Here is a 13867-nt window from a genome sequence, read left to right on the forward strand (position 1 = left end):
AAGGGCTTTTTTTGTTTTCTTAATTCTCTGGCCAGGGAATTTCAGCCGGACCGGCGTAGCCGTGTTTTTCCTGAATATACACCCGCCCATGTGAAGGTTCGGAGCAGCCGGGTTCATCAGTGAAGGTGATAAAGGGGACACGCGAGCCGATGGTGTCAAAGACGATCTCGCCGTTTTGGCAGCTCCAAACTTCAACAATATATGGGAACATATTTTCATCCTCATATTTTCCCGGGCTAACGATGATCTCGATCCAGTCTACGATGATTTCACTGCCGTTGCGCTTGGCATTAAGCACGGTGGTTGGTCCGTAATACGGTGAGACAGGGATCTTATATCCATCGGGATACATCGGAATGAGCGCTTTGAGATCCCCTTCTTCTTTGAGTGCAATGAATTCAGAATTTGCCCAACAATCTTGCTGTCCATTTTCGATCAAAACCCAATTATTTCCGGGAGCACGTCCGATCAGACGGATCGGCGTGGATTTGTTGAACGCGATCAGATATAGGTAATTTGCGCCGGGACCGTAGCGGCAAATGAGTTTGTCGGCGGTGACGGTGGCTTTCAGACTCTCAACGGTAGGGATGGGAGTGATGGTTGGCGTAGGGCTTGGGGTTTCAGTTGGTGGGACGGGTGTGGGCGTGAGGGTTTCTGTGGCAGGCAGTGAAGTAGCGGTAGAAGTTGCAGCGAGGGCAGGTTCTCCGGCGGCTGTGGCAAGCTCCGGCGTAGATTGTGAGGCGGGCGAACAGGCAGCTACAAGAAACAGTAGGCAGGTTAGGGCTAAGGTCCGGGCACGATTCATTTTGATTCCATCCGATCTGAAGTTTTACTTATTGTACCGAAAAAACTTTTATTCAAATCTAAGATACTCTTCATAATGCCTCCCATTTTTTCGTTATAATCCCTGCCATGAATGCTTTGATTCCGCAACGCGATTTACCCAGGCAACTCCTTGCTGCATTGAGCGGCGGTTTTGCATTGTTTATTGGTATCGTCCTGGTGTGGACGATCGGATATCAGCTAGCTTATGCAGGGCGCATCTTTCCGGGTGTGTCTGTGGCGGGCGTGGATCTTTCAGGGCTATCGCCTGGTGAAGCAGCTGTGAAATTAAGCCAGACGCTTTCATACCCCAACACTGGCAAACTTTTGTTTCGCGATGGTGAACGGGTGTGGGTGGCATCTCCGGCTGAATTGGGCATGGTCTTCGACCCGACCGCCAGTGCGAATGCGGCATATGAACATGGACGCAAGGGCGGTATGTTCACCGCGCTTTCAAGGCAGATCAGTGCGCGTGGACTTGGCGCAGATGTTGCGCCGGTGGTGATCTTTGATCAGCGTGTAGCGTATGCCTATTTGCAGAACCTCGCTGTACAGGTGGATCAGCCGCTTGCAGAAGCTGTCTTGCGGTTGGAAGGAACAAATGTGATCTCAGAACCGGGCAGGGTGGGACGCTCTTTGAATCTCGATGCCACCTTGATCTACCTTGGCTCACAATTGCAAAGTTTTCGAGATGGCGAAGTTCCTTTGGTGATCCAGGAAACAACGCCAAGACTGTTGGATGTAAATGCTCAGGCAGACCTGGCGCGGACAATGCTCAGTCAGCCTTTCACGGTAACCCTGCCGAACACCGGCTCCAACGACCCAGGTCCGTGGACGTTCGATGTGAATGTGCTCGTAAATATGCTGGCATTCAACATGATCGATTCGGGCGGCGTGCCGCAGTTGCAAGTCGGTTTGGATGCGAATGCCCTGCGGAAATCATTGAGCGACCTGAAAGTTTTGGTGGACCGGACTCCGAAAGAGCCGCGCTTTGTCTTTGATGAAAGCCGGGGGCAGATCGAACCGATCTCTGATTCTTCCGTTGGGCGTGTCATGGATGTGGAAGCGAGTATCGCCGCGATCAATGGAGCATTGCAGCGTGGTGAACATAGCGTCAACCTTGTCGTTGCCGAACAACAGCCGGCGGTGACAGACCAAGCCAACGGCGCGGAACTGGGAATCATCCAATTGGTTGCTTCACAAACAACGTATTTCTATGGCTCCAGTGAGGCGCGTATTCAAAATATCGTTACCGCTGCTTCGCAATACCACGGCTTGTTGGTGGCTCCCGGTCAAACATTTTCCATGGGGAGTGTGCTGGGTGATGTCAGCCTGGAGAACGGATACGCAGAAGCGCTGATCATTTATGGCGGACGGACCATTAAAGGCGTTGGCGGCGGCGTGTGTCAGGTGAGCACAACCTTGTTCCGTACGGTGTTTTTTGCGGGTTTCCCGGTCGTGGAGCGTTACTCGCATGCCTACCGCGTACCGTATTATGAAATGGATGCCAGCGGTCATGTGGATACTCAGTTTGCCGGTATGGACGCCACGGTATATGTCCCTCTTGTGGACTTTAAATTCACCAATGACACGCCCTATTGGATGTTGATGGAAACCTATGTGGATGTTGGAGCGCGTACTCTGACGTGGAAGATCTATTCCACATCTGATGGACGCTCTGTGACGTGGGAGACGACCGGTCCGCAGAACACTTTGCCTGCACCGGAGCCGGTTTTGGAAGAAAATCCGGATATGCGCGTCAACGAAATCAAGCAGGTTGACTATGCCGCCGAGGGCGCTGATGTCAACGTAACACGCACTGTGTGGCGCAACGGTCAGATCTATTTTACAGACCAGTTCCAGACCCATTACGAACCCTGGGCGGCGGTCTGCCAATATGGTCCTGGCACCGAAGACCCAAAGAAGCTGGCAAAAAAGAGCGAACTTTGTGCAGGAAGCTCATAAAACCGGCATGGTACAATCTTTCCCCGAACAAGGAGACATTATGGTCAGTACTGAATTACTTGAGATCTTGCGCTGCCCCAATTGCGTGCGCGAAAAAGACGGTTTGCTCACTCTTCATAAAGATGCCTGGCTCATCTGCCAGGATTGTGGTCGCAAGTATCCCATTGTGGACGACATTCCCGTCATGTTGATCGAAGAAGGCGACAAGTGGGTGAGCACTGCGCAAGATGCATTGCCTGTCCCTCCGCCTGCCAAATAAAATGAACGACCTGTTCGCCGAGCTTGTCAGCGGGGACGATGAACGCGCTGAAAATGCCATTCCAGCCATTGTGGATCTGGGAGCGGCGGCGATTCCAACCTTATTGGACCTTTCCCGCTCTCCAGATTCCGATTCGCGTTGGTGGGCTATTCGTGCCCTCGCCGCTTCGCCTCACACCCAAACCTCGGATCTGATTCCCTTCCTAAGCGATGCCACTCCGGAGGTACGAGCTGCCGCTGCTTTGGCGCTATCGCATCACCCCGGCGACGAAGCGCTCCCAGCGTTGACCCAAACCCTGCGAGACAGCGACCCGCTTACGGCGGGTTTGGCGGCGAATGCCCTTGTCAAAATAGGCAAGGCAGCTGTGCCTAATCTGATCGAAGCGGCACAGGATGGGGAGGCGGGCATCCGGATTTTGGCGCTGCGGGCGCTTTCAGAGCTTCGCGATCATCGCGCCATTCCTGTAATGATGAAATGTATTCAGGAAGAATCGGCTGTGCTGCAATATTGGGCGCAGTTGGGTTTGGAACGGCTTGGTCTGGATATGGTATATATTAAGCCCTGAGGTAACAGGTACATGGATAGATTTGAATTTCTAAAGAACATAAAGATCGGGCGCCCGACCATTCCCCAGATCATATTCTGGGGGGTGACGGTTGCGTTGGCGGTCGCTGTATATATCTTGCTCGGTAATTTTGTGCAGTGTTGGACCTTCACCGAATTGCCTGGCATTCCACCTGCGCAATGCGGCGTGACGACTTCGGGCGATAACTTTGAAGTAAATGCAGACGGTACGCAGCAAACCGCAGAATTGCCCGCTGCGCCGGAAGCAGCCGTTCCCGTTGACGTTCTGCCTCCCACCTGGGATGGTGCCAGCCGAATCAACATCCTTTTCATCGGTTTGGACTCGCGTGACCTCGAAGCTAATCAGGGTCCGCCGCGTACAGACACGATGCTACTTTTCACAGTGGATCCAGTTAGTAAAACGGCTGGGATGTTATCCATTCCGCGCGACATGTGGGTGAATATTCCTGGCTTTGGGTATAGCCGTATCAATACTGCGTACCCGAGCGGCGAAGGTGCAAAACTCCCTGGTGGCGGTCCTGCGCTTGCCATGAAGACCGTTTCGCAGTTCCTTGGCGTTCCGGTTCACTATTATGTGCAGGTGGATTTCAACGTTTTCATCCGCATGGTGGATGAATTGATCAATATCGGCGGCTGTATTCATGTGGAACCCAGTGAAAAAATGATCCTTGACCCGATCGGTCCTGGTATGGATAAGGTTGTGTTCACCCCGGGTGGCGACCGTCCCTTGTGCCAGGGCTGGAAGGTTCTGGCGTATGCGCGCAATCGCCATACCTCCGGCGGTGACACCGACCGCGCCCGTCGTCAGCAGGAAGTTGTGCTCGCGTTAGCCGACATCATTTTTGATACGAATAACTTCCCGCAATTTATCAGCAATGCGCCTCGTCTTTACAACGAGCTGTCCTACGGCATCAAGACCGATATGGCGTTCGATGATGCAGTCAAACTGGCAATGCTTGGTAGAGAGGTTTCACTGGAAAGCATCCGTACGGGTGTGATCGATCCTCAACAAGGCATGGCGATCTTTGATAACACCGTGCTTAATGGCGAGGCAGCCAGCATCCTTAAACCTGTAATGGATAAGATCCGCGTCTTGCGTGATGAAATTTTTACATCCACGGGTCCCACCAGCCCGGTAGCAGTTCCGATCGGGTATACCGATGTGAATTTGTTCGCTCAGGCAATGCAGCAGGAAGAAGCTCGCGTGCGAATCATGGATGGTACCTTTACTCCCGGTTTGGATCAACGTGCGGGGGCGGTATTCCAGTCTTATGGCATGACCGTGACGGAAGTGGCGCCATCTCCCGAAGTCTACAGCCAGACGGTCATCGTGGTATATGGTCCGAAACTTTATACGATCAAATGGATGCAAGCTGCGTTCGGCATCTCTGATCGGCAGATCCGTTTTAGCCCAGACCCGAATCAGAACGTGGATATTGAGATACGCCTCGGTTCGGATATCGCCGGATCGATCCCATAATGAAAAAATCCCCTTCAAGAATGAAGGGGATTTTTTTGTTTCTGCGAAGTGATGCGGACTTTATTTGATTTCTCATGAACATGAAGGGTATTCCTGTTTTGATAAACCCTAATCAGTAAGTATGTTACGGAACCAATCACCGATCAACCAGTATTTAAAATCCTGTCCCTGATTACATTGGATGCCCGCATACACTCCATATATCAAGGCAACCAACGGCATGGCACTGATAACGCAGGCAAAGGGAATGCATAAGAGACCAATGATCACAGCACTCAACGCTCCGGTGATTGCCCAGGCAATGCCTGTCAGTGCGCCGCCGCCGACCCACCAGATTAGCTGGAAGATTAAAGCCTGCATGGATTGATACGCCACGTAACGCGACCGCTCCTTGTAGATCATGTAGATCGCGAGCGGTACGATCGGTCCTAAAAAGCCAGAAAATAGGTTTGCCAGCACACCCAAATGGGCGAGCATTGCCCATTGACGTTCCTCCTCCGGAGTCAGTGGAGGGAGTGGTGCGGGCGATTGTTGAGGGATTTGTTCGGTCATGCTATTCTCCTTGAATTCGTAAGTTGCTTATACCCTTAATACGCAGGAAGCATGGATGGGTCGCATTTTTTAAACAAAAAAGACCCGCGTCTAAAACGCGGGTCTTTTGATAACGCGGGTGGGATTACGCCCAGCCCTGATTGCGAATGAAATCGGTGACAACCGGGATGCGGATGTCCTGACCCTGATACGCCTGGTAAGCCCAGTAGAGCTGAGCAAAAACGAGAACTGCGCCACAGCCGAAGGTGACCGCCGCAATGACCGAAATCACAACAGTTGCTGCAAGGGATTGCACAGCGCTGAACTTGACGTACGGGCGGGCTTTCTTGTCTTCCATGAACAACACAACAATGGCAACGACGGGTATTAAGTAGCTAAGCATCGCCCACAGTTTGTCGTCCTGGGTGATATCAGACATAGGTGCTTGAGACATGTTTTATTCCTCCGAAATGAATTGATTTTGAATTTCCAGTATTTTACAACCAATCACCTTAAGATGCAACCAATCTGATTTCACCCAATGGTACTGTCTTCAACAAAAACCTTATATCCCTTTTATTTTTCACATAAATTCGCTCAAAACTTTACATAATAATGAAACAAGCGATAAAATCACTTTATGACTATTCGTGTTGTATTCATGGGTTCGCCCGATTTTGCCCTATCCTCCCTGCGCCTGCTTGCACAGCATTATCAGGTCGTGGGAGTCGTTACTCAGCCAGACCGTGCCTCCGGGCGCGGACGGGAACTCAAAGCCCCGCCGGTTAAAACCCTGGCACAGGAATTGAACATCCCGGTCATCCAGCCGGAAAAAGTGCGTCAGCCCGAAGCCATGCAGCAATTGCAAGATTGGAACCCCGACCTGATCGTCGTTGCAGCGTTCGGACAGATTTTGAAAAAGGATGTCCTTGAACTCCCTAAGTATGGCTGCATCAATGTCCACGCCTCGTTGCTGCCACGTTGGCGCGGCGCGGCGCCTATTAACGCTTCTGTTTTGGCGGGGGATGAGGAGACCGGGGTGACCATCATGAAAATGGATGTGGGACTCGATACAGGTCCCATGCTGGCGATGAAACGTATCCGCATCAAACCCGACGATACAGCGGGTTCACTCTTCGAAGCCTTAGCCACACTCGGAGCGGATCTCCTTATTGAAACCCTGCCCGCCTACATGGACGGTAAACTTTCTCCACAACCACAACCCGAAGAAGGTGCAACCTATGCGCCCATGCTCAAAAAGGAAGACGGCTTGCTTGATTTTAACCAACCTGCTGTCGATTTGGATCGCCGCATCCGCGCAATGAATCCGTGGCCCGGTGCATGGTTTGAGTGGGAAGGCGCACCGTTCAAGATTCACAAGGCGCATATGGGGCAGGGGAAGGCCGAGGCAGGCAAAAGGCTTGTAGAGCAGAATCAGCCCGCAGTTGGGACGGGAAGCGGGATTTTAATCCTCGATGAAGTGCAGCCGCCGGGCAAGAAGCCCATGAATGGCAAATCCTTTTTGGCGGGCGCGCGCAATTGGCTTGATTAACTCAGGCGGGATATTCTGCTTTCACGATCTCGATGAATTTTTTGGCAAGGAAAGATTGTGTCCGCTCGGCGTGAGTGGCGGCGGCAATTTTACGCTGCGGCACGGCTCCGTTGAGCGGACGGTAATTAACCTGTTGGCTTGTATCGCTGAGCGCCAACGCACGGGGGACGAGGGAAAGACCCAACCCAATTTCAACACAATTCTTGACCGTGGTGAGCTGTGAGGTATCACAGACGATCTTCAATTCCAGGTTTTGCCGATGGCAGAACGATTGCACCTGTTCGCCGAGGCAGTGCATTTCACTGAGTGCAATGAAGGGGAACTCATCCAACTCTTTAACATGAATGGTTGTACGGGTGATGCAGTCATTTTGCTTGGAGGAAGCAACCAGCAAGGGTTCGGTCAACAATTCTTCGGTACGGATGAGGCGGTGATGGATCGGCATACTGGTGATTCCGACATCCAGCTTTCCATCCAATAGATTGCGCACAATCGCTTCGGTGAGGTCTTCCTGCACGGTGAGGCGGGCATTGGGGAATTCTTCACTGAAGCGTTTGATGGCACGCGGCAGGACAAAAGGCGCGATGGTGGGGATGAAACCAACGTTCAACAAGCCGTGACCGGCGTCTGCATTTTGGTTAAGGGTGTGTTTAATATCGTGCAGGTCACTGAGGATATTGATGGCACGTGGCAGCAAGGTACGCCCGGCATCGGTGAGAACCACTTTACGGGGCAGACGGTCGAAAAGTGGTTCTCCCAACTCCTGCTCCAATTTTTGGATCTGCTGACTTAGCGAAGGCTGGGCAATGTTACAGCGTTCAGCGGCACGGCTGAAACTCCCTGTTTCTGCAACAGCGACAAAGTAGGTTAACTGATGGATTTCCATTATTTTCTGCTATAGGCTCTTTCTATTGCTTTTATAGGGTTTCTATATTTTACATCTATGGGTTAGAGTTGTACAATGAAGGTGGAATATTTGAAAGCCCTTACTATGTTCAATCAACATAAGGAGAAAAACAATGAGCGACGAAAGTAAATGCCCTGTCACCGGACATGCCGGTATGACTTCTGCCAGCCGGGGAACATCGAACCGTGATTGGTGGCCCAATCAACTCAACCTGAACATTTTGCACCAACACGCCCCGGCTTCGAACCCGATGGGTGCAGATTTCAATTACGCCGAAGAATTCAAAAAACTGGATCTTGCCGCTGTTAAGAAAGATCTGTCTAATCTGATGACCAACTCGCAAGAGTGGTGGCCCGCCGACTGGGGACACTACGGCGGCTTAATGATCCGTATGGCGTGGCACAGTGCTGGAACCTATCGCACGGGTGACGGGCGCGGCGGTGGGGGAACCGGCAATCAACGTTTTGCGCCGGTCAATAGCTGGCCCGACAATATCAACCTCGATAAATCACGCCGTTTGCTTTGGCCCATCAAAAAGAAATATGGCAACAAACTCTCCTGGGCCGACTTGATGATTTTGGCAGGCAATGTCGCGCTCGAGTCGATGGGTTTCAAAACCTTCGGCTTCGGCGGCGGACGTGCCGACATTTGGCAGCCCGAAGAAGATATCTACTGGGGCAACGAAGAGACCTGGCTGGGCGACAAACGTTACAGCGGTGAACGCGACCTCGAAAATCCGCTGGCAGCCGTGCAGATGGGTCTGATCTACGTCAACCCCGAAGGACCCAACGGCAACCCAGACCCGGTCGCCTCAGGGCGTGATGTGCGTGAGACCTTTGCCCGCATGGGCATGAACGATGAAGAGACCGTTGCGCTTGTGGCTGGCGGTCACACCTTCGGCAAGGCACACGGCGCAGGCGACCCGGCGCTGGTTGCACGTGAACCCGAAGCCGCCCCGCTGGAAGAAATGGGCTTGGGCTGGAAGAACAGCCTCGAAAGCGGCAAGGGCTTCCACACCACATCCAGCGGCATTGAAGGCGCGTGGAAACCGAACCCCACAAAATGGGATATGGGCTACTTCGATGTGCTCTTCGGCTACGAATGGGAACTGGTCAAAAGCCCGGCTGGCGCACAGCAGTGGACGCCCAAGAACTGCAAGCCCGAACACATGATCCCCGATGCGCACGACCCTTCGAAAAAATTTGCGCCGATGATGACAACGGCTGATCTCTCGCTGCGCTTCGACCCGATCTACGAACCGATCTCACGCCGCTTCCACGAAAACCCCGCAGCCTTTGCCGATGCCTTCGCCCGCGCCTGGTTCAAGTTGACTCATCGCGACATGGGACCCAAAGCCCGCTACCTCGGCACAGAAGTGCCCACTGAAGATTTGATCTGGCAGGACCCGTTGCCCGCGGTGGATCATCCGTTGGTGACGAAGAAGGATGTTGCGACTCTCAAAGCCAAAATTCTGGATGCGGGTCTTTCTGTGTCGGAGCTTGTTTCTACAGCCTGGGCTTCTGCCTCCACCTTTAGAGGGTCAGACAAGCGCGGTGGCGCGAATGGCGCGCGCATTCGTCTGGCTCCGCAAAAAGATTGGGACGTGAATCAGCCTGCGCAACTGGCGAAGGTTCTTTCCACGCTCGAAGCAATTCAGCAGGATTTCAACAGCGCCCAGAAAAAAGGCAAGAAAGTTTCACTGGCAGATTTGATCGTGCTGGGTGGTTGCGCCGCAGTTGAGTCAGCGGCGCAAGCTGCTGGATATGATGTGGAAGTTCCCTTCACCCCCGGGCGCGTAGATGCTTCACAGGATCAGACCGATGTGGATTCGTTCGCTGTGCTCGAACCCGAAGCCGACGGCTTCCGCAACTACCAAAAGACGACCTACTCCGTCTCTGCCGAAGAAATGCTGGTGGACAAGGCGCAGTTGCTGACCTTGAGCGCGCCCGAAATGACCGTGCTCGTCGGCGGCTTGCGTGTGCTCGGCGCGAATGTTGGCGGCTCGCAGCATGGTGTCTTCACCAAACAGCCCGGCAAACTTACCAACGATTTCTTCGTCAACCTGACGGATATGGGTGTGCAGTGGCATCCTGAAAACGAAGATGCTCAAGTGTTCAAAGCCCATGACCGCAAGACTGGCGAAGTCCGCTGGACTGGCTCCCGTGTGGATCTGGTCTTCGGTTCCAATTCACAATTGCGCGCCTTGGCGGAAGTCTATGCTCAGGACGATGCGAAGGAAAAATTTGTACATGATTTTGTTGCAGCTTGGAACAAGGTGATGAATCTGGACCGTTTCGATCTTGCATAACTGCACAAAGCCATTTTAGAGTTTGATAATAGAAATCGGAATTGGAGGATTGAATCCAATTCCGATTTTTTGTTTTACAATTAATAGACTGGAGGCTCTCTCATGACTCAATACGTTGGCGCGATCGATCAAGGCACGACCAGCACTCGTTTTATCGTTTTCGACCATAGTGGAAATATCGTTGCGGTTGACCAGAAAGAACATCAGCAGATTTACCCCAAGCCAGGTTGGGTGGAACATGATGCGCTTGAGATCTGGCAGCGCACACAGGAAGTAATCGCTGGAGCGTTGGCAAAAGGCGGACTCTCGTCTGAAGATATTGCTGCTATTGGGGTGACCAATCAGCGTGAGACGACACTCGTATGGGACAAAAATACGGGGCAGCCAATTTACAATGCCATCGTCTGGCAGGATACCCGCACAGATACGATCATCACCAAGTTTGCCAAACAGGGCGGGCAGGACCGCTTTAGAAAAAAGACCGGCTTGCCGCTGGCTACGTATTTTTCAGGGCCCAAGATCAAGTGGATTCTGGATAATGTAAAAGGCGCCAAGGAAAAAGCGAAAAAAGGCGACTTGCTTTTCGGCAATATGGATACCTGGATCATTTGGAAATTGACCGGCAAGCATGTGACTGATGTGACCAACGCTTCGCGCACGATGTTGATGAATCTAAAGTCGCTGGATTGGGATGCCGAAATTTTGAAAGAGATGGGCATTCCGCGTGTGATGCTGCCAGAGATCAAATCATCTTCAGAGGTGTATGGATATGTAGGTTCTGGGGCTCCGTTGCGTGGAGTCCCTGTGGCAGGAGACTTGGGCGATCAACATGCTGCACTATTTGGTCAGACTTGTTTCAAGGCAGGTGAAGCCAAGAATACCTATGGCACCGGTTGTTTTATGTTGATGAACACCGGCGAAAAACCCGTTCAAAGCAAAGCGGGGTTATTGACCACGCTTGGGTACAAGATCGGTGATAAGAAGCCTGTCTATGCGTTGGAAGGCTCGATTGCCATTTCTGGGGCGCTTGTGCAGTGGCTGCGTGATAACCTCGGCATGATCGAAAAGTCTTCTGATGTGGAAGAACTTGCGAAGACGGTGGAAGATAATGGCGGGATTTACTTTGTCCCGGCGTTCAGCGGATTGTATGCCCCGTATTGGAAGTCGGATGCACGTGGTGTGATCGTAGGCATGACACGCTATGTAAATAAGGGACATGTTGCCCGTTCGGCACTAGAAGCGACCGCTTACCAGACTCGCGAAGTGCTCGACGCCATGGAAAAAGATTCGGGCGTAAAGCTCCGTTCGTTGAAAGTGGACGGCGGCATGGTCTTCAATGAATTACTGATGCAGTTCCAGTCTGATATTTTGAACGTGCCGGTCGTGCGCCCGAAGGTGGCAGAGACAACCGCCCTTGGCGCGGCGTATGCGGCTGGTCTCGCCGTTGGTTTTTGGAAAGATACCGATGAGTTGAAAAAGAATTGGGGGCAGGATAAAGAGTGGAAGCCGGATATGAATACAAAGACCCGCACGAGCTTATATACGGGTTGGAAGAAAGCGGTCACACGGACCTTTGATTGGGTCGAATAACAGAACAGGACGACTTTCACCGTCCTGTTCTGTTAAGCACGATAGAATTCCTCTTGCACAATGTGCCCGTACACGATCTTTAGGAACAATGCAGGGATGAACCACTCGAAACCCGTTATGGGTGGAATCACATAATAGTTAATCAATATTGCCAGCATGATGATACCCATCGCAGCGGGGCGCTGAAGATAAAGCGGCAAGCGTTGAACTCCTGTGGAAAAAATGACCATGGTTGCGTACCAGATGATGCCGTAGGTCAAATTCATGTTCCCGAACACAAGTCCGATGAGGATGGGGTGAATGTGGAGAAGAGCAAATACAAAATGGTTTTTTGCCAGTGCTGTAAAGCCCGTCTCTTCGGGTTGAATGGGGGAGTGATAAAAGCGTTTGCAGCTGTTGAGTGAATTGGCGACCACGCCGCCCAGCACATCCAACGCAAGTAAGAGGGCGATGGCGTATTGCCACCAAGTCCAGTCCATGGCATGACTCCACCAATACCAGCCAAGCAGGGCAGTGGAAAGGATGCCAAACAGCCAGACGAGATTTTGTTCTGCCTGTGTTGCGCCTGTGCCAAAGAAGCCATCCGGTTTGCCGGAGTATTTCCACTCGATGTTTGTTTTCATGATTCTCCTGAATTCAATTATCCAAACTGTTGAATCAAAAATTGTGCCGAGTTTTTTATCCCATCCCATTTTTGAGAAAGCACTTGTATTTCTTTGGCACGTTGACGAGCATTTTCATCTTTCAATAAAAACTCGATCGACTCGAGAATTTTCTCGCGGGTGAAATACCGTTTGCTCAAGCGGATGGCGCTGCCCTGACGGACGATCATGTCGATGTTGGCTTCCTGTTCGGGTTGCAAGCCGATGCCTACAAAGGGTGTGCCTGAAGCGCAGGCGGTTTGCACCGTCCCCTGCCCGCCGTGAATGACTGCGACATCTGCCAGCGGGTTGACCTTGTGCGCGGGCAGCCAATCGTAGAGCAAAACGTTCGAGGGGACGCGCAGTTTTTCTTTTTCAAAATGCGCTTTCATCGGGGCGATGACTGTGTAAGGTGCGCCGTCGAAACTTTCCAACACGGTGCGCAGGATGGCGCGATTGGCAGAACTTCCCATCGCACAATAGACAAGCGGTTTGTCTTTGGGCAGATTCAAAATTTCCTGCGGCACATCACCGTTGAGATGCGCGAAGATGGGACCGACATATTGCCAATTTTGCGGCAGGTCTTTCACGCCCGTCAGATCGGGGATGTCGGTGACGAGGTTGTAATCACCTTCGTAAATGTCCACCAGTTTTTGGATGGGTTTGATACCGTATTCCTTTGATAACTTTTCAAAGGGACGGATCCACAGCCTGGTGCTTTTGAACCAGTCATTGATCCAACGGTCGCGCGTGGACTTGGGAATGATGCGCAAAAAAGCATAGTCAAACATGTCGGGCCATTCCGCCAGACCCGCTTCGAGAAACGGTCGTGTCAACGGGAAAGGCATGACATACACCAGCGGCACGCCTGCCTTGCGGGCAGACAAGGTCACAGACAGGGTAAAGCCCATGACGACGGCGGCAGGCTTGAGGTCCAGAAAGAGGCGGGATTCTCCATCCACGCGCCGCCTCAATTCTTCGACTGTGAATGGGTCGGCGAACGATTCACCTCTATCCACCTTCCAGAGATGTTCGATCTTGGCGTCAGTCAGCCAGGGTTCCATGCGTTTGAATTCAAAGCCTGCTTCGGTGATGAGGTGCGAGAACTTGTCGGAGTAGCCGAAGAAGATGCAGTGGAAGTGTTCACGCACGGCTTTGGCGATCTCCACCATGCGGGTGGTTTCGGCGATGTTGATGGTTTCAGGTGCGAAGACGAGGGTTTTCATG

13 protein-coding genes are annotated in these 13867 nt (G+C 52.2%); 7 read left to right on the forward strand and 6 right to left on the reverse strand.

The window, feature by feature from the left end:
- Positions 1-19: 19 nt before the first annotated feature.
- Complete coding sequence (locus IPG80_RS15020) at positions 20-805, reverse strand: hypothetical protein (protein WP_345108211.1); 786 nt, start codon at positions 803-805, stop codon at positions 20-22.
- Positions 806-912: 107 nt separating this feature from the next.
- Here IPG80_RS15020 and IPG80_RS15025 point away from each other — a divergent pair, with 107 nt between their 5' ends.
- From IPG80_RS15025 to IPG80_RS15040, 4 genes are read left to right on the forward strand one after another with little or no spacing between them, the layout of a single operon-like run.
- A complete protein-coding gene (locus IPG80_RS15025; protein WP_345108213.1) occupies positions 913-2787 on the forward strand; it encodes a VanW family protein in 1875 nt (624 codons plus the stop codon).
- Between the two features lie 7 nt (positions 2788-2794).
- Complete coding sequence (locus IPG80_RS15030) at positions 2795-3046, forward strand: Trm112 family protein (RefSeq protein WP_345108215.1); 252 nt, start codon at positions 2795-2797, stop codon at positions 3044-3046.
- Position 3047: 1 nt separating this feature from the next.
- Positions 3048-3611: a HEAT repeat domain-containing protein gene (locus tag IPG80_RS15035; protein WP_345108217.1), complete on the forward strand. Its 564-nt coding sequence runs from the start codon at positions 3048-3050 to the stop codon at positions 3609-3611.
- A gap of 12 nt (positions 3612-3623) precedes the next feature.
- Positions 3624-5111 carry an LCP family protein gene (locus tag IPG80_RS15040; protein ID WP_345108219.1) on the forward strand — a complete coding sequence of 496 codons (1488 nt, stop codon included), beginning with the start codon at positions 3624-3626 and terminating at the stop codon, positions 5109-5111.
- 108 nt (positions 5112-5219) lie between these two features.
- Here the strand turns inward: IPG80_RS15040 and IPG80_RS15045 are convergent, their stop codons facing one another.
- A complete protein-coding gene (locus IPG80_RS15045; protein ID WP_345108221.1) occupies positions 5220-5663 on the reverse strand; it encodes a DUF4870 domain-containing protein in 444 nt (147 codons plus the stop codon).
- Positions 5664-5787: 124 nt separating this feature from the next.
- The gene (locus tag IPG80_RS15050) at positions 5788-6096 is read right to left on the reverse strand and encodes a hypothetical protein (RefSeq protein ID WP_345108223.1); all 309 of its coding nucleotides are present in this window, start codon (positions 6094-6096) and stop codon (positions 5788-5790) included.
- A gap of 186 nt (positions 6097-6282) precedes the next feature.
- On the opposite strand from IPG80_RS15050, the gene fmt reads away from it, so the two are divergent.
- The gene (fmt, locus tag IPG80_RS15055) at positions 6283-7194 is read left to right on the forward strand and encodes a methionyl-tRNA formyltransferase (protein ID WP_345108225.1); all 912 of its coding nucleotides are present in this window, start codon (positions 6283-6285) and stop codon (positions 7192-7194) included.
- A gap of 1 nt (position 7195) precedes the next feature.
- Here fmt and IPG80_RS15060 read toward each other — a convergent pair whose 3' ends face one another.
- The gene (locus tag IPG80_RS15060; protein ID WP_345108227.1) at positions 7196-8080 is read right to left on the reverse strand and encodes a LysR family transcriptional regulator; all 885 of its coding nucleotides are present in this window, start codon (positions 8078-8080) and stop codon (positions 7196-7198) included.
- A gap of 133 nt (positions 8081-8213) precedes the next feature.
- On the opposite strand from IPG80_RS15060, the gene katG reads away from it, so the two are divergent.
- Together katG and glpK are read left to right on the forward strand one after the other, a co-directional pair.
- On the forward strand, positions 8214-10409 hold the full coding sequence (katG, locus tag IPG80_RS15065; protein ID WP_345108229.1) for a catalase/peroxidase HPI: 2196 nt from the start codon (positions 8214-8216) through the stop codon (positions 10407-10409).
- A gap of 102 nt (positions 10410-10511) precedes the next feature.
- Positions 10512-11999 (forward strand): glycerol kinase GlpK, encoded by a 1488-nt coding sequence (gene glpK / locus IPG80_RS15070; protein ID WP_345108231.1) that lies wholly within the window; start codon positions 10512-10514, stop codon positions 11997-11999.
- A 32-nt stretch (positions 12000-12031) separates the two neighbouring features.
- Here glpK and IPG80_RS15075 read toward each other — a convergent pair whose 3' ends face one another.
- Together IPG80_RS15075 and IPG80_RS15080 are read right to left on the reverse strand one after the other, a co-directional pair.
- Positions 12032-12622, reverse strand: a complete 591-nt coding sequence (locus IPG80_RS15075; protein WP_345108232.1) for a hypothetical protein — start codon at positions 12620-12622, stop codon at positions 12032-12034.
- Positions 12623-12639: 17 nt separating this feature from the next.
- On the reverse strand, positions 12640-13866 hold the full coding sequence (locus tag IPG80_RS15080) for a nucleotide disphospho-sugar-binding domain-containing protein (protein ID WP_345108233.1): 1227 nt from the start codon (positions 13864-13866) through the stop codon (positions 12640-12642).
- Between the last annotated feature and the right edge of the window lies 1 nt (position 13867).

The sequence above is a fragment of the Candidatus Villigracilis vicinus genome, assembly GCF_016702885.1.
Classification (GTDB): Bacteria; Chloroflexota; Anaerolineae; order Anaerolineales; family Villigracilaceae; genus Villigracilis; species Villigracilis vicinus.